This is a genomic window from Streptomyces sp. NPDC043952 (genome assembly GCF_056435325.1).
Genome location: NZ_JBWKES010000009.1, coordinates 1 through 22,617, shown reverse-complemented (window position 1 = coordinate 22,617; position 22,617 = coordinate 1). Strand labels below are relative to the sequence as shown.

General features: G+C 73.4%; 21 protein-coding genes. 5 read left to right on the top strand and 16 right to left on the bottom strand.

The features are described 5' to 3' along the window. Window positions 1-136 precede the first annotated feature (136 nt). From pheT to infC, 7 genes are all read right to left on the bottom strand, one after another. Window positions 137-2,653, bottom strand: a complete 2,517-nt coding sequence (pheT, locus tag AC069R_RS12930; RefSeq protein ID WP_478766894.1) for a phenylalanine--tRNA ligase subunit beta — start codon at window positions 2,651-2,653, stop codon at window positions 137-139. Further along, window positions 2,653-3,774, bottom strand: a complete 1,122-nt coding sequence (pheS, locus tag AC069R_RS12925) for a phenylalanine--tRNA ligase subunit alpha (RefSeq protein ID WP_478766893.1) — start codon at window positions 3,772-3,774, stop codon at window positions 2,653-2,655. Before pheS ends, pheT begins: the two co-directional genes overlap by 1 nt. A 128-nt stretch (window positions 3,775-3,902) precedes the next feature. After that, on the bottom strand, window positions 3,903-5,033 hold the full coding sequence (locus AC069R_RS12920; RefSeq protein ID WP_478766892.1) for a sensor histidine kinase: 1,131 nt from the start codon (window positions 5,031-5,033) through the stop codon (window positions 3,903-3,905). Between the two features lie 50 nt (window positions 5,034-5,083). After that, a complete protein-coding gene (locus AC069R_RS12915; protein ID WP_478766891.1) occupies window positions 5,084-5,935 on the bottom strand; it encodes a TrmH family RNA methyltransferase in 852 nt (283 codons plus the stop codon). A 176-nt stretch (window positions 5,936-6,111) separates the two neighbouring features. Continuing rightward, window positions 6,112-6,495, bottom strand: coding sequence for a 50S ribosomal protein L20 (gene rplT / locus AC069R_RS12910; protein WP_478766890.1), 384 nt, complete (start codon window positions 6,493-6,495; stop codon window positions 6,112-6,114). A 98-nt stretch (window positions 6,496-6,593) separates the two neighbouring features. Further along, entirely contained in the window at window positions 6,594-6,788 is a 195-nt protein-coding gene (rpmI, locus tag AC069R_RS12905; RefSeq protein WP_004933563.1) for a 50S ribosomal protein L35, read from the bottom strand. A gap of 114 nt (window positions 6,789-6,902) precedes the next feature. After that, on the bottom strand, window positions 6,903-7,565 hold the full coding sequence (gene infC, locus AC069R_RS12900) for a translation initiation factor IF-3 (RefSeq protein ID WP_397987339.1): 663 nt from the start codon (window positions 7,563-7,565) through the stop codon (window positions 6,903-6,905). A gap of 401 nt (window positions 7,566-7,966) precedes the next feature. On the opposite strand from infC, the gene AC069R_RS12895 reads away from it, so the two are divergent. Next, window positions 7,967-8,323 (top strand): DUF1844 domain-containing protein, encoded by a 357-nt coding sequence (locus AC069R_RS12895; protein WP_478766889.1) that lies wholly within the window; start codon window positions 7,967-7,969, stop codon window positions 8,321-8,323. 68 nt (window positions 8,324-8,391) lie between these two features. Here the strand turns inward: AC069R_RS12895 and AC069R_RS12890 are convergent, their stop codons facing one another. From AC069R_RS12890 to AC069R_RS12880, 3 genes are all read right to left on the bottom strand, one after another. Further along, on the bottom strand, window positions 8,392-9,123 hold the full coding sequence (locus tag AC069R_RS12890; RefSeq protein ID WP_478766888.1) for an SseB family protein: 732 nt from the start codon (window positions 9,121-9,123) through the stop codon (window positions 8,392-8,394). Window positions 9,124-9,257: 134 nt separating this feature from the next. Beyond that, window positions 9,258-10,418 (bottom strand): type VII secretion-associated serine protease mycosin, encoded by a 1,161-nt coding sequence (gene mycP / locus AC069R_RS12885; RefSeq protein WP_478766887.1) that lies wholly within the window; start codon window positions 10,416-10,418, stop codon window positions 9,258-9,260. Further along, on the bottom strand, window positions 10,415-11,365 hold the full coding sequence (locus tag AC069R_RS12880; RefSeq protein WP_478766886.1) for a hypothetical protein: 951 nt from the start codon (window positions 11,363-11,365) through the stop codon (window positions 10,415-10,417). Before AC069R_RS12880 ends, mycP begins: the two co-directional genes overlap by 4 nt. An 803-nt stretch (window positions 11,366-12,168) precedes the next feature. Between AC069R_RS12880 and AC069R_RS12875 the strand changes: the two genes are divergently transcribed. Next, on the top strand, window positions 12,169-13,371 hold the full coding sequence (locus tag AC069R_RS12875) for an amino acid deaminase/aldolase (RefSeq protein ID WP_478766885.1): 1,203 nt from the start codon (window positions 12,169-12,171) through the stop codon (window positions 13,369-13,371). 18 nt (window positions 13,372-13,389) lie between these two features. Here the strand turns inward: AC069R_RS12875 and AC069R_RS12870 are convergent, their stop codons facing one another. The 3 genes from AC069R_RS12870 to AC069R_RS12860 all read right to left on the bottom strand — a co-directional run bounded on the left by AC069R_RS12870 (window position 13,390) and on the right by AC069R_RS12860 (window position 16,971). Continuing rightward, window positions 13,390-14,172: a 3-oxoacyl-ACP reductase gene (locus tag AC069R_RS12870; RefSeq protein WP_478766884.1), complete on the bottom strand. Its 783-nt coding sequence runs from the start codon at window positions 14,170-14,172 to the stop codon at window positions 13,390-13,392. Next, entirely contained in the window at window positions 14,169-15,542 is a 1,374-nt protein-coding gene (locus AC069R_RS12865) for an aldehyde dehydrogenase family protein (protein ID WP_478766883.1), read from the bottom strand. Before AC069R_RS12865 ends, AC069R_RS12870 begins: the two co-directional genes overlap by 4 nt. Window positions 15,543-15,612: 70 nt before the next feature. Further along, entirely contained in the window at window positions 15,613-16,971 is a 1,359-nt protein-coding gene (locus AC069R_RS12860) for a glutamine synthetase family protein (RefSeq protein ID WP_478766882.1), read from the bottom strand. A gap of 95 nt (window positions 16,972-17,066) precedes the next feature. On the opposite strand from AC069R_RS12860, the gene AC069R_RS12855 reads away from it, so the two are divergent. After that, window positions 17,067-17,804 (top strand): FadR/GntR family transcriptional regulator, encoded by a 738-nt coding sequence (locus AC069R_RS12855; RefSeq protein ID WP_478766881.1) that lies wholly within the window; start codon window positions 17,067-17,069, stop codon window positions 17,802-17,804. Window positions 17,805-17,892: 88 nt separating this feature from the next. Beyond that, the gene (locus AC069R_RS12850) at window positions 17,893-18,579 is read left to right on the top strand and encodes a gamma-glutamyl-gamma-aminobutyrate hydrolase family protein (RefSeq protein WP_478766880.1); all 687 of its coding nucleotides are present in this window, start codon (window positions 17,893-17,895) and stop codon (window positions 18,577-18,579) included. 297 nt (window positions 18,580-18,876) lie between these two features. Here the strand turns inward: AC069R_RS12850 and AC069R_RS12845 are convergent, their stop codons facing one another. Further along, the gene (locus AC069R_RS12845) at window positions 18,877-19,809 is read right to left on the bottom strand and encodes a LysR family transcriptional regulator (protein WP_478766879.1); all 933 of its coding nucleotides are present in this window, start codon (window positions 19,807-19,809) and stop codon (window positions 18,877-18,879) included. Between the two features lie 71 nt (window positions 19,810-19,880). Here AC069R_RS12845 and AC069R_RS12840 point away from each other — a divergent pair, with 71 nt between their 5' ends. Further along, complete coding sequence (locus AC069R_RS12840) at window positions 19,881-21,050, top strand: TDT family transporter (protein WP_478766878.1); 1,170 nt, start codon at window positions 19,881-19,883, stop codon at window positions 21,048-21,050. Here the strand turns inward: AC069R_RS12840 and AC069R_RS12835 are convergent. Continuing rightward, window positions 20,962-21,684: a helical backbone metal receptor gene (locus AC069R_RS12835; protein WP_478766877.1), complete on the bottom strand. Its 723-nt coding sequence runs from the start codon at window positions 21,682-21,684 to the stop codon at window positions 20,962-20,964. The genes AC069R_RS12840 and AC069R_RS12835 overlap by 89 nt on opposite strands. Continuing rightward, window positions 21,681-22,253, bottom strand: a complete 573-nt coding sequence (locus tag AC069R_RS12830) for a helix-turn-helix domain-containing protein (protein WP_397986801.1) — start codon at window positions 22,251-22,253, stop codon at window positions 21,681-21,683. The genes AC069R_RS12835 and AC069R_RS12830 overlap by 4 nt, the downstream gene beginning before the upstream one ends. Between the last annotated feature and the right edge of the window lie 364 nt (window positions 22,254-22,617).

Sequence of the window (22,617 nt, the reverse complement as noted above, 5' to 3'; positions counted from 1 at the left end):
ACGGGGGGACAAGCGTGGAGGGCGCTGCTTCCTCTGCACGGCCGCTCACCCCCCCCCCCCCCCCCCCCCCCCCCACACCCCCCCCCCCCCCCCCCCCCCCCCCCCTGCCCCCCCCCCGCCCCGTTCGCTCCGACCGTCAGCCGCGCAGCACGGCTCCGGTGCGCTCGCCCGCGAGGGCAACGGCCGCGTCACGGGCCGCCGACGCCTCGTCCACCGTCAGCGTCCGGTCGGGGGCACGGAAGCGCAGCGCGTACGCCAGCGACTTGCGGCCCTCGCCCAGCTGCTCGGCGTTCTCGTAGACGTCGAACAGCCGGATGGACTCCAGCAGTTCACCGGCACCGGCGCGCAGCGCGGCCTCGACCTCGGCCGCCGGCACCGGCTTGTCGACCACGAGGGCGACGTCCTGCGTGGCGACCGGGAAGGAGGAGATGGCCGGCGCCATGGGGATGCCGTCGCCGGCCTCCTCCAGGGTGTCCAGGTCCAGCTCCATCGCGCAGGTGCGCTCGGGCAGGCCCAGCGCCTTGACGACGCGCGGGTGCAGCTCGCCCGCGTGGCCCACGACCCGCTCGGCGCCGTCCACGACGACCAGCAGCTCGGCGCAGCGGCCCGGATGCCAGGGGCCGTACTGCCCCTTGCGCACGACGAGTTCGGCGCCGGCCTCACGGGCCACGGTGCGCGCGGCCTCGATCGCGTCGGCCCAGTCGGCCGGGCGGCCCTTGCCCCACCAGCCGGCCTGCTCGCGGGCGCCCGCGAGGACGACGGCGGCGTGCCGCGGCTGCTCGGGCAGCGCGGCGTTCAGCCGCGCGATCTCCTCGTCGGTGGGACGCCGGTCCACCGGCAGGTGCCCGGCGGCCTCGCGCTCGGCGCGCGGGTGGAAGACCAGCCCGGTCTCGAACAGGGCCAGGTCGTGCGCGCCGCGGCCGGTGTTGCGCCGCAGCGCGCCCAGCAGGCCCGGCAGCAGCGTCGTACGGAGCGCGGGCTCCTCGTCGCTGAGCGGGTTGACCAGCTTCAGCACACGGCGGGCCGGGTCGTCCGCGTCCAGGCCGAGCTGGTCGAAGACCTGCTCGCCGAGGAACGGGTTGTTCAGCGCCTCGACGTAACCGGCGCCGGCCAGCGCGCGGCCGATGCGGCGGTGCAGCCGCTGGCGCCCGGTCAGGCCGTGCCCCGCCATCGGCCGGGGCAGCCGGGACGGCAGGTCCTCGTAGCCCTCAAGGCGGATGACCTCTTCGGCCAGGTCGTTCGGGTCGGTCAGGTCGGGCCGCCAGGACGGGACGGTGACGATCAGCTCGTCCTGCCCGTAGACGTCGCAGCCGACCTCCTGGAGGCGGCGTACGACGGTCTCGCGGCCGTAGGTGACCCCCGCGACCTTGTCCGGGTGGTCCGCCGGGATGGTGATGGTGTGCGGCGCGGAGGGCGCGATGACCTCGGTGACGCCGGCCTCGGCGGTGCCGCCCGCGAGCAGCACCAGCAGGTCCACGGTGCGCTGCGCGGCGGCGGCAGCGGCGGCCGGGTCCACCCCGCGCTCGAAGCGGCGGGACGCCTCGGACAGCAGCTTGTGGCGGCGGGCCGTGCGCGCGATCGAGACCGCGTGGAAGTGGGCCGCCTCGATGACGACCTCGGTGGTCGCGTGCTCCGCGTCCTCGCCGTGGTCGGCGATCTCGGTGTTGGCGCCGCCCATCACACCGGCCAGGCCGATCGGGCCGCGGTCGTCGGTGATGACCAGGTCCTCGGCGTGCAGCGCCCGCTCGACGCCGTCCAGGGTGACGAGCTTCTCGCCCTCCTGGGCGCGGCGCACGCCGATGGTGCCCTGGACCGAGGCGCGGTCGTAGGCGTGCAGCGGCTGGCCCAGCTCCATCATCACGTAGTTGGTGATGTCCACGGCCAGCGAGATCGGGCGCATGCCGACCTTCTGGAGCCGGCGCTGGAGCCAGATCGGGGAGCGGGCCTCGGGGCGCAGACCGGTGACGGTGCGCGCGGTGAAGCGGTCGCAGCCGAACGGGTCGGAGACCTGGACCGGGTAGCCGTACGCGTTCGGCGCGGGCACGTCGATCAGGGCGGGGTCGCGCAGCGGCAGGCCGTAGGCGATGGCGGTCTCGCGGGCGACGCCGCGGATGGACAGGCAGTCGCCGCGGTTGGCGGTGACGGCGATGTCCAGGACCTCGTCCACCAGCTCCAGGAGCTCGATGGCGTCCTTGCCGACCTCGGTCTCCGGCGGCAGCACGATGATGCCGTGGGTGGTGTCCTCGCCCATGCCCAGCTCGTCGCTGGAGCAGATCATGCCGTGCGAGACCCTGCCGTAGGTCTTGCGGGCGGCGATGGAGAAGCCGCCGGGCAGGGTGGCGCCGGGCAGCACCACGACGACCTTGTCGCCGACCGCGAAGTTGCGGGCGCCGCAGACGATCTCCTGGGGCTCACCGGTGCCGTTGGCCTGGCCGACGTCGACCGTGCAGAAGCGGATCGGCTTCTTGAAGCCCTCCAGCTCCTCGATGGTCAGCACCTGGCCGACGACCAGGGGACCCTTGAGGTCGGCGCCGAGCTGTTCGACGGTCTCGACCTCCAGACCGGCCGAAATGAGCTTGGCCTGGACGTCACGGCCGGTCTCGGTGGCCGGCAGGTCGACGTACTCCCGCAGCCAAGAAAGCGGGACCCGCATCAGATCTCCATCCCGAAGGGCCGGGTGAACCGGACGTCACCCTCGACCATGTCTCGCATGTCTTCGACGTTGTGGCGGAACATCAGCATCCGCTCGATGCCGAACCCGAAAGCGAAGCCGCTGTACTTCTCCGGGTCGACGCCGCAGGCGGTGAGCACCCGCGGGTTGACCATGCCGCAGCCGCCCAGCTCGATCCAGCCCTCGCTGGAGCAGGTGCGGCAGGGGCGGTCGGGGTTGCCGACGGACTCGCCCTTGCACACGTAGCAGAGCATGTCCATCTCGGCGCTCGGCTCGGTGAAGGGGAAGAAGTTCGGGCGCAGCCGGGTCTTCATGCCCGCGCCGAACAGCGACTGGACCATGTGGTCCAGGGTGCCCTTGAGGTCGGCCATGGTCAGGCCCTCGTCCACGGCGAGCAGCTCGACCTGGTGGAAGACCGGCGTGTGCGTGGCGTCCAGCTCGTCGGTGCGGTAGACGCGGCCGGGGCAGATCACGTAGACCGGCAGGTCGCGGTCGAGCAGCGAGCGGATCTGCACGGGCGAGGTGTGGGTGCGCAGGACCACGCCCGAATCGGCGCCGCCGTCCGGGCCCTCGACGAAGAACGTGTCGGCCTCGCCGCGGGCCGGGTGGTCCGGGCCGATGTTCAGGGCGTCGAAGTTGAACCACTCGGCCTCGACCTGGGGGCCCTCGGCGACCTCGTAGCCCATGGCCACGAAGATGTCCTCGATGCGCTCCGACAGCGTGGTCAGCGGGTGGCGGGCACCGGCCGGGACGCGGTCGTACGGCAGCGTGACGTCGACGTCCTCCTCGACCAGCACCCGCGCGTCGCGCTCGGCCTCCAGCTCGCTCTGGCGGGCGGCGAGGGCCTTGTTGACGGCGCCGCGGGCCATGCCGACGCGCTTGCCGGCCTCGGCCTTGGCGTGCGGGGGCAGGGCGCCGATCTCGCGGTTGGCGAGGGACAGTGGGGACGCCGGACCGGTGTGGGCGACCTTGGCTTCGTGCAGCGCGTCGAGGGAGTCCGCGGCGGCGAAGGCGGCGAGCGCCTCGTCCCGCATGCGCTCGATCTCTTCCGGTTTCAACGCCTCGACCTCGACAGGGTCGTACGACTTATTGGGTGCCGACATCTCTTCCCGTGCTTCCGATTGGCTGGCGGATGGTCCCCGTCACCGACTCGCGAGGGCCGCGTGAAGGACACAACGGTGCCAAAGGCCGAGTCTAACGGGGTGGCGGGGGGCGAAGGGCCCGTGGGCCGTCAGGCGAGATACGCCGGGGCGCTCACGGGCAACGTAAATCGGAACTCGGCGCCGCCGCCGCGGGCGCGGCCGACCGTGATCGTACCGCCGTGGGCCTCCACGATGCCCTTGACGATGTACAGCCCGAGCCCGGTGCCGCCGCGCTTGCTGCCCCGCCAGAAGCGGGTGAAGACGCGGTTCATGGACTCCTCCGGGATGCCGGGCCCCTCGTCGCTCACCGTGACCGATGTGCCGGCCTCCTCGCCCTCGCGGGGGGACGCCGTGGGCGTGATGTCGATGGTGACGGTTCCCGCGCCGTGCCGCACGGCATTTTCCAGCAGGTTGCTGAGCACCTGGTCGATCTTGTCGGGGTCGGCCCACAGCTCGGGCAGCGGCTGCTCGATGCGCAGCAGGAAGCGTCCGGCGCTCTGCCCGGCGGCGACGTACGCCTGGATGTGGCGGGAGACGGCGGCCCCTATGTCGACGGGCTGCCTGCGCACCTCCAGGCGCCCGGAGTCGATCCGGGAGATGTCCAGCAGCTCGGCGATGAGCCGGGTGACCCGGTCGGCGTCCGCGTCGACGGTCTCCAGCATCAGCCGCTTCTGGTCGTCGGTGAACCGCGCCCACTTGGCGAGCAGCGTCGCGGTGAACCCTTTGACGGAGGTCAGCGGGGAGCGCAGCTCGTGGGCGACGGTGGCGATCAGCTCGGCGTGGCTGCGCTCGGTGCGACGGCGGGCCTCGGTGTCCCGCAGGGAGACGATCAGGCGGTGCAGGGGGCCGAGGGGCGCGGTGCGGACGTAGCGGGCGGTGACGAGCACCTCGCGGCCGCCGGGCAGCAGCAGATTGCGCTCGGGCTGCCGGGTCCTGGTGGCCAGGCCCCCGTAGGGGTCGGTGAGCTGCCACCAGCGGCGCCCCTCCAGGTCCTCTAACGGCAGCGCCTTCTCCAGCGGCTGCCCGAGGGCCTCGGCGGCGGGTACGGCGGTGATGCGCTCCGCCGCCGCGTTGAACCCGACGACGCGGCCCCGCTCGTCGGCGACCACCAGTCCGTCGGGGAGCTGGTCGGGATCGAGCCCGCCCGCACCGCCCCAGGACGCGGGTGCGCCGCGCGCGTCCCGCCCCTTCGGCCCGGTGCTCGTGCCGGCCACACTCATCCCCGTACCCCACCTCTCATACGGCGCACGGCCCCGAGCTGGCCACCCTACTAGCTCTGGGTGACGGAACGGCACCCTCCGCGCGCGCGCTGGGCGCGGGCCGAGGCGTACAGGCAGACGGCGGCGGCCGTGGCCAGGTTCAGGCTCTCGGCCCTGCCGTGGATGGGCACGCGCACCACGGCGTCGGCGAGGGCGCGGGTCTCCTCCGGCAGCCCCCATGCCTCGTTGCCGAACACCCAGGCGGTGGGGCCGCCCATGGTGCCCTCGTCCAGCTCCTCGTCCAGGTCGTGGTCGCCCGCGCCGTCGGCGGCGAGGATGCGCACCCCGGCGCTCTTGAGCCGTTCGATGGCCTGCTCCACGGGGACGCCGACGGCGACCGGGAGGTGGAACAGGGAGCCGACGGAGGCGCGTACGGCCTTGGGGTTGTACAGGTCCACGGAGGCGTCGGTGAGGACGACGGCCTCGGCACCGGCGGCGTCGGCGCAGCGCAGCACGGTGCCCGCGTTGCCGGGGTCGCGGACGTGCGCGAGCACGGCGACCAGCTTGGGGCGGGCGGCGAGGATGTCCTCGAACGGGGTGTCCAGGAAGCGGCAGACGCCGACCAGCCCCTGCGGGGTGACGGTGGTCGAGATGTCGGCGATGACGTCCTCGGCGGCGAGGTGCACCCGAGCGCCGGCGGCACGGGCCTCACCGACGATGTCGGCGTACCGCTCCGCGGCCTCGACCGTGGCGAACAGCTCGACGAGCCCGCCCCCCTGGTGCGCCGCCGCCTCCCGCACGGCCTGCGGCCCCTCCGCGAGGAACAGCCGCTCCTTCCCCCGGAAATTCCGCTTGGCGAGCCGGCGCGCGGCGGCGACACGGGCGGAACGGGGAGAGATCAGCTCGGGGACGGCAGGGGCCATGCCTTCTTCACTTTCCAGAGAACGTCTACTTCAGCGCCCCGTCAGGGGCGCGGGGAACTGCGCGACAAGCCACCACGTACCCGCGGCCGAAAACGCACCGGGAACCTCAACAACAGGACCCGCAAGCCAACAGCCTGCGGGTCCCGGTGTTTTTTCGGCTGAAGCTCAGCGCAGCGTCACGCGGCCTTCGGCGCGTTGACGTCCGACGGCAGCGCCTGCTGCGCGACCTCGACGAGCGCGGCGAACGCGTTCACGTCGTTGACGGCCAGCTCGGCCAGGATCTTGCGGTCGACCTCGACGTTGGCGGCCTTCAGACCCTGGATGAAGCGGTTGTAGGTCATGCCGTTGGCGCGGGCAGCGGCGTTGATGCGCTGGATCCACAGCTGGCGGAAGTCGCCCTTGCGCTTCTTGCGGTCGTTGTAGTTGTAGACCAGCGAGTGGGTGACCTGCTCCTTGGCCTTGCGGTACAGGCGCGAACGCTGACCGCGGTAGCCGGAGGCCTGCTCCAGGATCGCCCGGCGCTTCTTGTGGGCGTTGACTGCCCGCTTGACGCGTGCCACTTTTTAACTCCTTGTAGCGGGGTCGTGGGTGTCCTCACACGACCCGGAAACGATTGGGTCCCGGTTCAGACGCGCGGCGCTCGGTGAGCGCCGGAGCGTCACTTGCCGAGAAGCTTCTTGATCTTCGCGGCGTCGCCCGGGGCCATCTCGGCGTTGCCGGTGAGGCGACGCGTCACGCGGGACGACTTGTGCTCGAGCAGGTGGCGCTTGCCGGCGCGCTCGCGGAGCACCTTGCCGGAGCCGGTGACCTTGAAGCGCTTGCTGGCACCGCTGTGCGACTTGTTCTTCGGCATAGCGCCGTTCTCTCCTCGTCGGTGGCGCTCCGGTGCCCGGTCGCGAAAACCGGGCACGGTGGAGCGTCGCTCTTGTTTCGGTTACATCCTCGGGAGCCGTACGGCTCCCCGGAATCACGCCTCGGCGCGTTCCTCGGACGACGCCTCGGCCTCGGCCGGTACCTCGGACGATGCCTCGGCCGGGTTCTGCGACTTGCCGGGGTTCGCCTTCGCGTCGGCCTTGCGGGCCTCCTGCGCCTGACGGGCCTCGGCCATCGCCTCGGTCTTCTTCTTGTGCGGACCGAGGACCATGATCATGTTTCGGCCGTCCTGCTTCGGGTTCGACTCGACGAACCCGAGGTCCTGGACGTCCTCCGCGAGACGCTGGAGCAGTCGGTAGCCCAGCTCGGGCCGGGACTGCTCGCGACCACGGAACATGATCGTGATCTTGACCTTGTCGCCCTGCTTGAGGAACCGGACGACGTGACCCTTCTTGGTGTCATAGTCGTGCGGGTCGATCTTCGGCCGGAGCTTCATCTCCTTGATGACCGTGTGCGCCTGGTTCTTGCGCGCCTCACGGGCCTTCATGGCCGACTCGTACTTGAACTTCCCGTAGTCCATGAGCTTGCACACGGGCGGACGGGCGGTCGCCGCCACCTCGACCAGGTCGAGGTCGTACTCCTGCGCAAGCTCCAGTGCCTTCGCGAGCGGCACGATGCCGACCTGCTCGCCACTGGGACCGACAAGTCGCACCTCGGGAACGCGAATCCGGTCGTTGATGCGGGGCTCGGCGCTGATGGATCCTCCTCGGTAGCACCACGCGACGGCCTGGCGGACTGCCGCGTAACGTCTGTGTTCGTCAGACCAACCGCGCCGAAGCACAAAAAATGCCCCGGACGATCACAGGCGGGGCTCCTGACTACCGGAACACCGCCGCGTGAACGCGGGGCGCGAATCGGGCGGCTCCATCGTCCGTACGGAACGATGGCGGCCGCCTGACCGGAGACCCGCCGTCCCGGAGGACGGAGCGGGTGGGAGATCGGAGCCTCCACTTGTGGGCCGAACTCACACATGGCGGATCCGGCCGGTCGCACACAAGACTAGCAGGGTGACCAGTCAAGGGCTAATCGGAGGCCGCCCGCCGGGGGCCGGTCGGGCGGCGTCACCGGGAGGGCGGCGCGCCGCTTAGGGTGTGGGGCATGAGTGAGACCCCTGCCGAGAACCCCGACTTCGACGCGATGACCCGCGATATCGCCGAGGTCCCCGCCGTCGAGGTGATCGTGACGGTCGCCGTCAACCTGATGAGCGCCGCGGCCGTGAAGCTCGGGCTCAGCGAGGAGGGGGACAAGTACAAGGACCTGGACGAGGCCCGCAAGCTGATCACCGCCCTGGCCGGCCTGCTGGACGGCGGCGCGACCGAGATCAGCTCCTTCCACGCCGCCCCGCTGCGCGACGGCCTGAAGTCGCTCCAGCTGGCCTTCCGCGAGGCCTCGATCGTCCCGGACGAGCCGGGCCAGGGACCGGGCGAGAAGTACACCGGCCCCGTCTACGGCTAGGCGCATAGAGCCAGGCGCCCCTTGGTCAGACGCCCCTTGGTCAGACGCCCCTTGGTAGGGCGCTCGATTCATCCCCGCACGTACAAGGGCTCGCCCGGAGGCGTCGTCCCGGCCGGCAGCAGTGCCAGGTCGAGGCCGCGCACCAGGCGGGCCCTCAGTGCCTCGTCGGCGGCGAGCCGGCCCGCGATCGCCCGCGCGGTCTCGGCGGGCGGCGCGGACGGGTCGAGGACGAGGGCGAGGGTGCCGTCGGCCGGGCCGGGGACGAGATGGGCGCTCCGTACGGCGGGCTCGGCCGCCACCGCCGTGCGCACGGCCTCCGTCACGGCCGGGTCGGTGAGCGGGTCGGTGCTGGTGCGGCCCTCGGCGAGGGCGAGCAGCGCGGGCCCGGTCAGCTCGAACGGCACCGGCCCGGCGAGGTCCAGCACCACCGTGTCGGCCTTCTCGTGCGCGGCGGCCTGGAGCGCCTGGTGCAGGGGCACGGCGACCGGGCGGGCCTCGGGGTCCCAGCGGGCGAGGGAGTCGGTGGAGGTGAACGCGGGCAGCGCGGTGCGGCCGCCGGCCTTCAGGGTGGGTACGGCCATGTCGCTGGTCTTCTCGCGGCGCAGCCCGTTCTCGTCCTCCTCGACCTCGCCCAGTACGGCGACGACGGGCACCAGCAGCCGGGCGCCCTTCAGCGCCTTAAGGACCGGTCCGACGGCGGTGCGGTCCTCGGCCCACGCGGCGAGCGCGGCGCCGAGCCGGGGGTCGGCGGAGCCGTCGTCGTCGGAGTAGCCGGGGTCGGGGATGTTCTTGTTCGCCACGGTCACCGACCCTATCGGGGGAAACCACCCGGCGAAGCGGCGGGCCGGGGCTCGCCCCGACAGGGTTGCCGGCAGCCGCGCCACGCGCTCACCCGGCCCGGCCGGCAGCCGCGCCGGAACCACCCCGGCCCGCCTCAGAAGGGCTGCCGGCGGCCGCGCCACAGGATCACGCCCGCCACCAGCAGCACCCCGCCGACGCTGCCCGCGAGGGGCGCCGCCCAGTCGGTGGCGGAGCCGGTGGCCTTGGGGGCGTCCGGTCCGGGGCCGAAGTACTTGCGGGGGTACGACGCCGGGCGGAGCTTCTGCGGTCTGAGCCGGTCTGCCGCGGCGAGGGCGGCCACCGGGTCGATCGTGCCGTAGCCGCGGGAGTCGTCGCGGCCTCCGGCCGGCGGGTCGTCGGCGGTGTCCTCCAGGAGCGTCTTGATCTGGGCCGGGCTCAGCCCCGGATGGGCCGACTTGATCAGGGCGGCCACGCCCGAGACGTAGGCCGAGGCGGCGGAGGTGCCCCAGCCCTCGTAGTACTTGTGGTCGGGGTCGGCGATGACCACGTCGACGCCGGGCGCGCTGACGGCGGCGTACCAGCGGCGGGTGGAGAAAGCGGCGCGGGTGCCGTAGCGGTCCACGGCGGTGGCCACGATGACGCCGGGGTAGGCGGCCGGGTAGGACACGTGGTCGCCCTTGTCGCCGCCGTTGCCCGCGGAGGCGACGACGACCACGCCCTTCTTCAGGGCGTACTGCACGGCCTCGTCCTCGCCGGGTTCGGGGTGGGCGGAGGCGGAGTCGTCGCCGAGGGAGAGGTTGATGACGTCGGCGCCGTGGTCGGCGGCCCAGCGGATGCCGTCGGCGAGGGCGGTGCCGCGGGTGGTGCGGGCCCTGGCGCGGGCGGGGTCGCTGTCCTCCAGGATCACCCGTACGGGAAGGATCTTCGCGTCGGGGGCGACGCCCATGACGCCGTCGGAGTCGCCTGGGCCGTGGCCGTGTCCGGCGATGATGCCGGCCATGGCGGTGCCGTGCCGGCCCCAGGTGCGGTCGCCGGGCCGGGCGCCGAAGCCGATCATGTCCTTGGCGGGCAGCACATTGCCGACCAGGTCGGGGTGGTCCTCCTGGACGCCGGTGTCGAGGACGGCGACGGTGACGCCCTGGCCCCTGGTGGTGCGCCAGGCCTCGTCGAGGCGGAGGGCGGAAAGGCCCCACTGCTGGGCCCGGATGCCGTCGGCGTGGGCGGCGGCGGTGGGCAGCAGGGTGAGGGCACCGGCGAGCAGGGCGCTCACCGCGGCCCCGGAGGCACGCTTCATGAGGAACTCTTCGTGGCGTTCGAGGTGTTCGAGGAATCCGGGGCGTTCGGGGCGTTCGTTGCGGCGGAGCCGACGGCCTGGCGCAGCCGCCGTGTTATCTGTCCGGACAGCCCCAGTGCCTCGTTGCCGAGGCCGGACTGGGCCTGCGCGGTGGTGGCGCCGGCCCGTACGGCGTCGGCGGCGGGCTGGGGGGTGTCCACGCTCCGGCCGTCGGCCCAGCCGGAGACGGCGTACACGACGACGGGGGCGTCGGTGCGCACGGAGATGGTCCAGGTGGCGCGCTGGTCGTCGCCGAAGCCGGCCGCGGGGGTGTTCCCCGCGGCATACGGGCGGGGCATCAGGTCGGTGCGTCCGGCGAGGTGCTGGGTGCGGAAGCGGGTGGCGAGCGCGGCCATTTGGGCGGGGTCGGCCTTGGTGAACAGCAGGCCGACGGTGGTCACATAGCTCTGGGTGGCGTCCGTGTAGGTGGCGCGCAGCAGCCGCCGGCAGCCGGTGCCGGCGAGGACCTGCCACAGCAGCGGGTCGAACGCGTCGGCGCAGCCGCTGTCCGGGGCGACGGCGACCCGTGTCCAGGTCCGGTCCGCCCCGCCGGGCCCCTCCCCCGCGCCCTTCACGACGGGCGGGAACAGCGTGTCGACGGGCACGCTGTGCCACGCCGGCGCGGCCGCGGCGAACCCGCGCGCGGCGCTGTCCTCGTGCTCCCCGGTGAGCCGACTCCCGGCCACGGCACCGCCGATGAGCCCGACCCCCAGCACCAGGCAGACCCCGGCGGCGACGGCCCGCCCCCGTCTGCGCGCCCGGAACAGGTCGGGTTCCCCGAACGTGACATGGGGCCGCGCGGCGCCCGGCCGGGAGCGGGCGGGGCCGGGGGCGTGCGGGACGTGCGCGCTGGGCGGCTGGTGGTGCCACCGGGTGGCGGGCCGCGTCGCCTGCGCGGGCGCGCTCATCGGGGGGCTCGCGGGAGCGCCGGAAACAGGACGCCCTGCTTGACGGTCCGACGGTACGGAACCGGGGGAATCGGGTCGTACGGAACCGCCTTGACGGCCGCCGTCCGCCGACGCGGGACCGCCGGCGCCGCCGCTGCCGTTGCCGCTACCCCCCATCCCCGTGCTCCCCCCGTCCGCGGACACGGCACCGCCCCCGGTCGCCTCGTCGGTGTGCGCGAGGCGCGGTACGCCCGTGCCCGTGCGCGGGCGCCCCGTGCGGGGCGGGGCGTCGGGGAAGCGGGCCGAGGCGGGGGGCGGCGGAGGGCTCACCGGACCGGTGGCCTCGGGGACGGGAACGCGCCGGGGCGTTCCGCTCACCGGGCCCGCGCCGCCGGGCAGACGCGGGGTGAAGACGGACGGCTCGTCACCGGGGTCCTCCCCCAGGGGCACGTCCGCGCGCGCGGCGGCGGTCGCTCGCGTCCCCTCAGCCCTGCCCGCGCCGGGAACGCCGTCCCGAACGCCCTTGCCCGCGCCGGGAACGCCGTCCGGAACACTCCTGCCCGCGCCGGGGCCGAAGGAGTGCGAAGGGCTTGGCGGTACGGAGGAGTGGCGTGCTTCCGTGGTCATGCGTTCCCCGTTTCCTCGCGACCCGGGCCGTCTCCTCGTACCCGTGCGACCGGGCCCGCATCCCAGGGCGGGTCCGCCGTACGTGCGCGTCACTCTACGGGTTGCCGGGGTCCGGGGCGGAACCGGTACGGCGGGCCGGGGCACTTGCCCGGAACGTCCCTCTACCCTGCGGTAATCCGTTCTGGCAGGCTTCCGGCATGACTGCGCGTGCCGCCGACCGGGCCCGGTACGACCGGGCCACCGCCCATCTCGAAGCGCCGCTGGCGCTCGTGGACCTGGAGGCCTTCGACGCCAACGCGGCCGATCTGGTCCGCCGCTCCGGCGGCAAGCCGGTACGGGTCGCGAGCAAGTCCGTGCGCTGCCGTGCCCTGCTGGAGCGGGTGCTGGCCATGGACGGATTCCAGGGCGTCATGTCCTTCACCCTCGCCGAGTCGCTGTGGCTGGCGCGTTCGGGCTTCGACGACATCCTGCTCGCCTACCCCTCCGCCGACCGCTCCGGGTTCGCCGAGCTCACCGCCGATCCCAAGCTCGCCGCCGCCGTCACCGTGATGGTGGACGACCCCGCGCAGCTCGACCTCATCGACGCCGCCCGCGACGGCGGCCGCGAAGTGGTGCGCGTCTGCCTGGAGTTGGACACCTCGCTGAAGCTGTTCGGCGGACGCGTGCGGGTCGGTGCCCGCCGCTCCCCGCTGCACTCCCCCGCCCAACTCGCCGAGCTGGCACGGGTGGTGACCGGGCGCCCAGGATTCAAGCTGGTCGGGCTCATGGCGTACGAGGGTCATATCGCGGGCGTCGGTGACGCCCTCGCCGGGCGGCCGCTGCGCTCGCGGGCGATCCGGCTGATGCAGTCCGCCGCGCGCCGGGAGCTGGCCGAGCGGCGCGCGGCGGCCGTGCGCGCGGTGCGGGCCGTCGCGCCGGGCCTGGAGTTCGTCAACGGGGGCGGTACCGGCAGTGTGCAGCACACCGCGGCCGAGTCCGCGGTCACCGAGATCGCGGCCGGCTCCGGGCTGTACGTGCCGCGTCTTTTCGACAACTACACGTCGTTCAGCGGCCGTCCGGCGGCTCTCTTCGCGCTGCCGGTGGTACGGCGGCCGGGCGTGGGCGTCGTCACCGTGCTCGGCGGCGGCTATCCGGCCTCCGGCGCGGCGGGCCCCGACCGCTCGCCGGTGCCCTACCTGCCGGAGGGGCTGAGGTACGACCCGCAGGAGGGCGCCGGCGAGGTGCAGACCCCGCTGCTCGGCTCGCCCGCCGACGATCTGCTGATCGGCGACCGGGTGTGGTTCCGGCACGCCAAGGCGGGCGAGCTGTGCGAACGGTTCGCGTCGCTGCACCTCGTCGAGGGCGACGAGGTGACGGCGACCGTGCCCACGTACCGGGGTGAGGGGCACACCTTCCTCTGAGTCTTTGCGCAGGCGGGCCTACAGGGGGGTGACGTACGCGCCCGCGATGCCCCCGTCCACCAGGAAGTCGGTGGCGTTGACGAAGGAGGAGTCGTCGCTGGCCAGGAAGGCGACCGCGGCGGCGATCTCCTCGGCCTCGGCGAACCGCCCCACCGGGATGTGCACGAGCCGGCGGGCGGCCCGCTCCGGGTCCTTGGCGAACAACTCCTGAAGCAGCGGCGTGTTGACCGGTCCGGGGCACAGCGCGTTGACCCGGATGCCCTCCCGCGCGAACTGCACGCCCAGTTCACGGGACATGGCGAGGACGCCGCCCTTGGAGGCCGTGTACGAGATCTGGGAGGTGGCGGCGCCCATCCGGGCCACGAAGGACGCGGTGTTGATGATGGAGCCCTTGCCCTGGCGCCGCATGTAGGGGATCGCGGCCTTGCAGCACAGGTACACGGAGGTGAGGTTGACCTCCTGGACGCGCTTCCACGCCTCCAGGCCGGTCTCCAGGATGGAGTCGTCGTCGGGCGGCGAGATGCCCGCGTTGTTGAAGGCGATGTCGACGCTGCCGTAGGTGTCGTACGCCGTCCGGAACAGCGCCTCGACCTGCTCGGGGTCGGTGACGTCGACCTTCACGAAGAGTCCGCCCACCTCGTCGGCGGCGGCCTTGCCGCGGGTCTCGTCCACGTCCGCGCAGACGACGTGGGCGCCCTCGGCGGCGAGGCGGCGGGCGGTGGCGAGGCCGATGCCGCTGCCGGCTCCGGTCACGACGGCGGTACGGCCGACCAGGCGGCGGCAAACACTGGTGTCGGTCACTGTGCGGGGCCCTCCGTGCTGATGAAGACGTTCTTGGTTTCGGTGAAGGCGGTCAGGGCGTCGGGGCCCAGTTCCCGGCCGAGGCCGGACTGCTTGTAGCCGCCGAACGGGGTCCAGTAGCGGACGCTGGAGTGGGAGTTGACGGACAGGTTGCCCGCGCGCACGCCCTCGCTCACGCGCAGGGCGCGGCCGAGGTCGCGGGTCCAGACGGACCCGGACAGCCCGTAGGGGGTGTCGTTGGCCAGGCGGATCGCGTCCCGTTCGTCGGAGAAGGGGAGCAGGACGGCGACGGGTCCGAAGATCTCCTCGCGGGCGGCCGGGCTGTCGTGCCGCTCCCCCGTCAGGACGGTCGGCGGGAACCAGAAGCCGGGCCCGTCGGGGGCGCTGCCGCGCAGGGCGGGGGCGCCTGCGGGGACGTACGACCGTACGCGCTCGCGCTGCGCCGCGGAGATCAGCGGGCCCATCTGGGTCTTCTCGTCGGCCGGGTCGCCCACGACGACGGCGGCGAGCGCGTCGGCGAGGAAGTCGCGGGCCTCGTCGAGGACGGCTTCCTGGACGAGGATCCGGGTGCGGGCGCAGCAGTCCTGCCCGGAGTTGTCCAGGAAGGAGAACGGGTCGAGGGCGGACCTCAGGTCGGCGTCGGCGAAGACGATGTTGGGGCTCTTGCCGCCGAGTTCCAGGGTGACCGGTTTGACCAGCCGGGCGCAGCGCTCCATGATCTCGCGGCCGGTGCGGGTGGACCCGGTGAACACGATCTTGGCGATGTCCGGGTGGTCCACCAGGGCGCGTCCGGCGGTGTGGCCGTGGCCCGGCAGCACCTGGAAGAGGTGCTCGGGCAGGCCCGCGGACAGGGCGAGTTCGGCCAGGCGCAGGGCGCTGAGCGGGGTGGTCTCGGCGGGCTTGAGGACGACGGCGTTGCCCGCGGCGAGCGCCGGGAAGGAGCCCCAGGCGGCGATCGGCAGGGGGAAGTTCCAGGGGGCGATCACCCCGACCACGCCCAGGGGTTCGGGGAAGGTGATGTTCCAGCCGCCGGGTACCGGGATCTGCTTGCCCAGGAGGCGTTCGACGCCGCCGGCCGCGTACTCCAGCAGGTCGCGGGCGTTGCCGGCCTCCCAGCGGGCGTTGCCGAGGGTGTGCCCGGCCTCGCGGACCTCCAGGCGGGCGAGTTCCTCCAGGTGTGCGTCGACGGTGTCGGCGAAGCGGCGCAGCAGCCGGGCCCGGTCGCCGGGCGCGAGCGCGGCCCACCGGCTCTGGGCGCGGATGGCCCGTACGACGGCGGCGTCGACGTCCTCGGCGGTGGCGGCGGGGACGGTGGCGAGGACCTCTTCCGTGGCGGGGTTGAGGATCTTCAGCTCGTCGGAGTCGGACACGGATCGGCCTTTCACGGGCGGGCGAAGGGGCGGGTAAGCGGGCGGCTGGGCGGACCGGACGCGGGCGTGCTCACAGGCGTTCGAAGGAGCGGCGCAGCTCCCAGTCGGTGACCGCGGCGTCGAAGGCCGCCAGCTCGACGCGGGCCATGTTGCGGTAGTGGTCCACGACCTCGGCGCCGAAGGCGGCCTTGGCGATCGGGCTGTTCTCCCACAGCTCGGCGGCCTCGCGCAGGCTGGTGGGCACGTGCGCGAAGCCCGCGGTGTAGGCGTTGCCGGGGCAGGGCTCGGGAAGTTCGAGCCGGTTCTCGATGCCGTACAGGCCGGCGGCGACCAGTCCGGCGACGGCGAGGTAGGGGTTCACATCGCCGCCCGGCAGGCGGTTCTCGAAGCGGGTGGAGCGGCCGTGGCCGACCACGCGCAGGGCGCAGGTGCGGTTGTCGTGGCCCCAGGCGACGGCGGTGGGGGCGAAGGAGCCGGGCTGGAACCGCTTGTAGGAGTTGATGTTCGGCGCGTACAGGAGCGAGAAGTCGCGCAGCGCGGCGAGCTGTCCGGCGAGGAAGTGCCGCATCAGCGGGGACATCCCGTCGGGCCCGGCCATGGCGTTGGTGCCGTCGGCGTCGGTGAGCGAGAGATGGATGTGGCAGGAGTTGCCCTCGCGCTCGTTGTACTTGGCCATGAAGGTGATCGAGACGCCCTCCTGGGCGGCGATCTCCTTGGCGCCGGTCTTGTACAGGGCGTGCTGGTCGCAGGTGGTGAGCGCCTCGTCGTAGCGGAAGACGATCTCGTGCTGGCCGGGATTGCACTCGCCCTTGGCGGACTCGACAGTGAGCCCGGCACCGGCCATGTCGTTGCGCAGCCGGCGCAGCAGGGGCTCGATGCGGCCGGTGCCGAGGATGGAGTAGTCGATGTTGTACTGGTTGGCCGGGGTCAGCCCCCGGTACCCCGTGTCCCAGGCCTGCTCGTAGCTGTCCTTGAAGACGATGAACTCCAGCTCGGTGCCGACCTGGGCGGTGTAGCCGAGTTCCGCGAGCCGGTCGAGCTGGCGGCGCAGGATCTGCCGGGGGGCGGCGACGACCGGGGCGCCGTCGTCCCAGGCGAGGTCGGCGACGAGCAGGGCGGTGCCGGGGTGCCAGGGGATGCGGCGCAGGGTGGCGGTGTCGGGGCGCATGGCGAAGTCGCCGTAGCCGCGCTCCCAGGAGGACATCGCGTAGCCGTCGACGGTGTTCATCTCGGGGTCGACGGCGAGCAGGTAGTTGCAGCCCTCGGTGCCGTGTTCCAGGACCTCGTCGAGGAAGAAGCGGGCGGCGAACCGCTTGCCCTGGAGGCGCCCTTGCATATCGGGGAACGCCAGGACGACAGTGTCGATCTCACCGCTTTCCACGAGGGCACGGAGTTCGTCGACGGGGAGCGGGGCTGTGCGGTCTGCCACGGAAAAGCCTCCTTGGGCGCCTTCGCGCTTCTTCGGCCGGGCCGGGAGCCATAAGGTATTGCTCAGAACCATTGCTTGGGAAGGGGGTACGGCGGATGTCGTCTCGGACGGAGTGGCACGGGGCGGGCGACCGGCTCGCCCCGGTGCTGCGGCCGGTGCGGGCGGGCAACGGCTTCGAGGAGGCCCTGGAGCAGATCCTCCAGGTGGTACGGCTCGGCCTGGTGCCGGGCGGCGAACGGCTGCCCGCGGAGCGGGAGTTGGCGGAGCGGCTGGGGATCAGCCGGGTGACGCTGCGCGAGGTGCTGAAGGTGCTCCAGGACCAGGGCCTGGTGGAGGCGCGGCGCGGGCGGTACGGCGGAACGTTCGTGCTGCCCCGCGCGGACGCCGCCGGCGAGGACGAGCTGCGGCGGCGGATCGCGGCGGTCGACGTCGAGGACGTGCTGCGCTTCCGCGAGGTGCTGGAGGTGGGCGCGGCCGGGCTGTGCGCGGCGCACGGGCTGACGGGCGAGCAGGCCGAGCGGCTGCGTACGGCGCTGGCCGAGACGCACGAGGCCCCGCTGTCCGACTACCGGCGCCAGGACACGCTGCTGCACCTGACCCTGGCCGAGCTGTGCGGCTCGCCCTCCCTGACCGCCCAGTACGCGGCGGTACGGGCGCAGGTCAACGAGCTGCTGGACGGCATCCCGCTGCTGGTGCGCAACCTGGAGCACTCCCAGCGGCAGCACACCGCACTGGTGGAGGCGGTGCTCGACGGGGACGCCGACGGCGCGCGGGAGATGATGCGGGAGCACTGCGCGGGGACGGCGGCGCTGCTGCGGGGCTTCCTGACGTGAGTGCGGGGCTTCCCGGTGTGAGTGCGGGGCTTCCCGGCGCACGCGGATTCTGCAAAGGTATGACTGTATACCTTTCGGGGAGGCTGGCATGGGCGGACGACCGCTGATCGGTGTGAGCACGTATCTGGAGGCAGGGGCCCGCTGGGGGGTCTGGGAGCTGGAGGCCGCGCTGCTGCCGGCCGCGTACCCCCGGCTGGTCCAGCGGGCCGGGGGCCTCGCGTGCATGCTGCCGCCGGACGCGCCCGAGCTGGCCGCGGCGGCGGTCGCCCGGCTCGACGGCCTGGTCGTCGCGGGCGGCCCGGACGTGGACCCGATGCGCTACGGCGCCGAGCGCGATCCCCGCACCGGCCCGCCGGCTTTGGCCCGCGACGCCTGGGAACTCGCCCTGATCCACGCGGCGCTGGCCGCCGGCACGCCGCTGCTGGGTATCTGCCGGGGGATGCAGCTGCTGAACGTGGCGCTCGGCGGGACGCTGGTCCAGCACATGGAGGGGCACGCGGAGATGGTGGGCATCTTCGGCGGGCACCCGGTGAAACCGGTGCCGGGCACGCGGTACGCCTCCCTCGTCCCCGAGACGGTGTCCGTCCCCACGTACCACCACCAGTGCGTCTCCCGCCTCGGCCGCGGTCTCCTGCCGTCGGCTTTCGCGGAGGACGGCACGGTGGAGGCGGTGGAACTACCGGCCGAGCGGGGGTGGGTGCTGGGGGTGCAGTGGCATCCGGAGATGGGGGAGGATCTGCGGGTGATGGAGGGGTTGGTTTCGGCGGCGAGCTGAAGAGTTCCGGGTGCGGGTGCGTCGTGGCAGCTCGTGCAGTTCCCCGCGCCCCTCCAGGGCGCCTCAGCCACAGGGCCGACTGCAAACCGCCACCGAAAGCCAGGCCCGGCGGGCGACTGCCGGCCACATGCGGCCACACGCACAGGACCCCGCACCCCTCCAGGGCACCCCAGCCGCGGAACCGGCCGGACACCACCGCCGAAAGCCGGGCCCGGTGGACAGCTGCGGGTCCGCCGTGGCCGCTCGCGCAGTTCCCCGCGCCCCTTACGGGCGCTCACCCCCCACCCCCGCCCCGGCTCACGCCCGCGTCAACGCCAGCAGGTCCCGCGCGGGGCCCGTCGGCCGGTGACCCGTCGGCCACACCGCTCGCAAGTCCCGCCGTAGCGGCACCCCTTCCACCGGCACCGCCACCAGCCGCCGCAGCGCCAGTTCCTCCCGCACCGCCAGTTCACTGAGCACCGACGGCCCCGCCCCGCTCACCGCCGACGCCTTCACCGCCGTCGTGGAGGACAGCTCGATCAACGGCCGGGCCAGCCCCCCGAGCGCCGCGTCCAGCACCTGCCGCGTCCCCGACCCCCGTTCCCGCAGGATCAGCGGCGTCCGGCCCAGTTCCTCCGGCGACAGCGGCCGGCGGCGCCGCGCCCAGGGATGCCCCGGCGCCGTCACCACGATCAGCCGGTCGTGCCCGATCACCACCGCGTCGAGCCCCGAGGGCACGGACAGCCCCTCCACGAACCCCAGGTCCGCCTCCCCGGCCAGCAGCAGCTGCGCCACCCTCGCCGAGTTCCCGGCCAGCAGCGACACCGCCGTATCCGGACGCTCCGCGTGCAGCGCGAGCAGCCAGCCCGGCAGCAGATACTCGGCGATGGTCATGCTCGCCGCCACCCGCAGCCGCGAGTCCCGCCGGTCCCGCAGTGCCCGCGCCCCCGCGTCGAACGCCGCCGCCGCCTCCACCACCCGCCGCGCCCAGTCCGTCACCAGCACGCCCGCGTCGGTCAGCCGGGACCCCCGCGGCGAACGGTCCACCAGCGCGACCCCCAGCTGCCGTTCCATCGACCGGACGCGGCTGCTCGCCGCCGGCTGCGTGATCCCGACCTCCCGCGCCGCCGCGCCGAGGCTCCCCAGCCGCGCCACCGCGAGCAGCAGCTCCAGCGCCGCCAGATCCGGCACCCGGTGCGCCAACGACCCCGTGCCCTCGCGCTCTCCTCCGGACCCCTCCGCCTCGCTCATAAGACCAGCTTATGCCCTCATAGAGGGGAACTCCCTGGTCAGGGACGATGCGCCAAGGCACGGTGGATGCCATGGTCACCGCCGCCCCGCCCCTCCCCGTCACGCGCGCACCCCGCGCCGCCCTGGTCCGCCACCTCGGACCCAACTGGTACGCCTCCGTCATGGGCACCGCCGCCGTCGGCACGGCCGGCACCGCGCTGCCGGTGAGCCTGCCGCCCGGCGTGCACACGCTTCTCGCGGCGATGTGGGCGCTGTCGCTGCTGATGCTGGTGACCCTGCTGACGGCCCGCACCCTGCACTGGATCCACCACCGCGACCAGGCCCGCGCCCACCTCCTCGACCCGGCGATGGCCCCGTTCTACGGCTGTCTCTCCATGGCCCTGCTGGCCGTGGGCGGCGGCGCGCCGACCGCGGGCCACGACTGGCTCGGCACGAGCACGGCCGTCGCCCTGGACGGCGTGCTGTACACGGCGGGCACGCTGATAGGGCTGGCGGCGGCCGTGGCCGTGCCGTACCTGATGTCCGTACGGCACCGCATCGAGCCCTCCCATGCCTCCCCGGTGTGGCTGCTGCCGCTGGTCGCGCCGATGGTGTCGGCCGCGCTCGGCCCGCTGCTGGTGCCGCATCTGCCGCCGGGCCAGCCCCGCGCGACCCTGCTGCTGGCCTGTCTCGCGATGTTCGGGCTGAGCCTGTTCGCCACGCTGCTGGTGCTGCCGCTGGTCCTCGGCCGGCTGATCACCTCGGGCCCGCTGCCGCTCGCGCTCACCCCGACCCTGCTCCTGGTCCTCGGCCCGCTCGGGCAGTCCACCACCGCCCTCGGCTCGATCGCGAACGCCGCCCCCGGCGTCGTACCGGCCTCCTACGCGCACGGCCTCACGGTGTTCTCCGTGCTGTACGGCGTGCCGGTGATGGGCTTCGCGCTGATGTGGCTGGCGCTGTCCCTCGCCCACCTGGTGCGGGCCCGCCGCCGGGGCATGGGGTTCGCGATGACCTGGTGGGGCGCCACCTTCCCGGTGGGCACCTGCGTCACCGGCGCGGCCGCCCTCGCCCGGCACACCTCCCTCACCGCGTTCCAGGCGCTGTCCGTCGCGCTGTACGTCCTGCTCGTGGTGGCCTGGCTCGCGGCGGCGTCCGGCACGGTGCGCGGGCTGCTCAGTGGTGAGCTGCTCGCAGGGCCTCGCCCAGCACCCGCGGCGCCCACGCCAGGGACGGGCCGTACCACGTCAGATCCCGCCCGCTGACCAGGGCGCAGGCCAGTCCGGGGAAGGCCTCCGGGCCGTCGTCGGCGGTGAAGCGGTAGGGCTCGTCCGGGAGGACGACCACATCCGGGGCCGCCGCCCGCAGCTCCTCCAGGGGTATGCGGGGGTAGCGCTCCGGATGGTCCGCGTACAGGTGGTCGACGCCGAGGCGGGCCAGCACATCGCCCGCGAAGGTGTCACGGCCGACGACCATCCAGGGCCTGCGCCAGATCGGTACGACCGCGGTGCGGCGCTCCGCCGGCTCCGGCAGCGCGCCCCATGCCGTCTCGGCCTCCCGCAGCCAGCCCGGCCGCTCCGGCGCCCCGCACGCCGCCAGCACCCGCGCCAGCTCCGCGAAGGCCTGGGGCACGGTACGCACCTCGGTGACCAGCACCTCCAGCCCCGCCGCACGCAGCGCGTCGAGGTCCGGGACGCGGTTCTCCTCCTCGTTGGCGATCACCACATCCGGCGCGAGCTCGGCGACGCGTTCCACCTTGGGGTTCTTGGTCCCGCCGATCCGGACGACGTCCAGCTCCCCCGGATGACTGCACCAGTCCGTGGCGCCGACGAGCGCGCCGGGCAGCGTCTCGGCCACGGCCTCGGTGAGCGAGGGGACCAGGGAGACGACGCGCTTCACCGGGTCCGGTCCTGCACGGCCTCGATGTGCTCGGCCACCGCCACCACGACGATCCGGGTGTCCGGCACGGTCGCCCGCCAGCGGTGTCTGACTCCGCCGGTGAGATAGAGCGTGTCGCCCCGGCCGAGGCGGTAGGCGCGGCCCTCGGCCTCGATCTCGACCGCGCCGTCGGCCACGTACATCAATTCGTCGTTGCGGTGCTGGAACTCGCGGCCCGCGTCGTGGTCGCCGGTGAACTCGGAGGCGTGCAGCTGGTGGTGGCCGCGGACCAGGTTGCGGGTGCGGGGGGTGAAGTCGTCCTCGGTGAGCGGCTCGGCGCGCACCAGGTCGACGCTGGCCGCCGGGTCCGCCGCGGCGAGGAGTTCGACGGCGGTGGTGCGCAGCGCGTCGGCCAGCTTCTCCAGGGAGGTGCTGCTCGGCCGGGCCCGGTCGTTCTCCACCTGGCTGAGGAAGGGCACGGACAGGCCGGTGCGCTCGGCGACGACCGCGAGGGTCAACTCCAGGGCACGCCGGCGCCGCCGGACCGCCGCGCCCACCCGTACGGGCTGCTGCTCTTTGTGGTCGCCCATCGCTCCGGCTCCCTCCCTCGCTCGTCGTGCTCGTCGTGCGTTTCGTGAATGGCTTCACTGCACCCTACGCATGTTCGGCAAACGGTTTCATGCGCGTGTCACATCCCCGTCTCACCGAATACCCCCTACCCTCGCGTTCTCGCCAGGCGTCGGCGTCGCGAACGGCTCCCCCGTGACTTCCTCCGTGGGGATGAACATGCCCTGCGACCGCAGTCATCACGCTGGGTGATTGGCCGGATTCTTCCCGTAAGGGACGCGGTTTCCCAGCCCTTAGAACTCCTAACGCAATGACTTCAGGCGTCGCCAGCAGATGAGTGCGCATCCCAGGGTGAGGAAGGCTTCGTGGATGTCGTCGCGTACCTCC

Coding starts and splice junctions, on each gene's coding strand:
- mycP (WP_478766887.1), bottom strand. CDS start 10,418: ATGAAGCGTGCCTCCGGGGCCGCGGTGAGCGCCCTGCTCGCCGGTGCC.
- AC069R_RS12875 (WP_478766885.1), top strand. CDS start 12,169: ATGACTGCGCGTGCCGCCGACCGGGCCCGGTACGACCGGGCCACCGCC.
- AC069R_RS12840 (WP_478766878.1), top strand. CDS start 19,881: ATGGTCACCGCCGCCCCGCCCCTCCCCGTCACGCGCGCACCCCGCGCC.
- AC069R_RS12845 (WP_478766879.1), bottom strand. CDS start 19,809: ATGAGCGAGGCGGAGGGGTCCGGAGGAGAGCGCGAGGGCACGGGGTCG.
- pheS (WP_478766893.1), bottom strand. CDS start 3,774: ATGTCGGCACCCAATAAGTCGTACGACCCTGTCGAGGTCGAGGCGTTG.
- AC069R_RS12880 (WP_478766886.1), bottom strand. CDS start 11,365: ATGAGCGCGCCCGCGCAGGCGACGCGGCCCGCCACCCGGTGGCACCAC.
- AC069R_RS12830 (WP_397986801.1), bottom strand. CDS start 22,253: ATGGGCGACCACAAAGAGCAGCAGCCCGTACGGGTGGGCGCGGCGGTC.
- AC069R_RS12850 (WP_478766880.1), top strand. CDS start 17,893: ATGGGCGGACGACCGCTGATCGGTGTGAGCACGTATCTGGAGGCAGGG.
- AC069R_RS12920 (WP_478766892.1), bottom strand. CDS start 5,033: ATGAGTGTGGCCGGCACGAGCACCGGGCCGAAGGGGCGGGACGCGCGC.
- AC069R_RS12915 (WP_478766891.1), bottom strand. CDS start 5,935: ATGGCCCCTGCCGTCCCCGAGCTGATCTCTCCCCGTTCCGCCCGTGTC.
- pheT (WP_478766894.1), bottom strand. CDS start 2,653: ATGCGGGTCCCGCTTTCTTGGCTGCGGGAGTACGTCGACCTGCCGGCC.
- rpmI (WP_004933563.1), bottom strand. CDS start 6,788: ATGCCGAAGAACAAGTCGCACAGCGGTGCCAGCAAGCGCTTCAAGGTC.
- AC069R_RS12855 (WP_478766881.1), top strand. CDS start 17,067: ATGTCGTCTCGGACGGAGTGGCACGGGGCGGGCGACCGGCTCGCCCCG.
- AC069R_RS12895 (WP_478766889.1), top strand. CDS start 7,967: ATGAGTGAGACCCCTGCCGAGAACCCCGACTTCGACGCGATGACCCGC.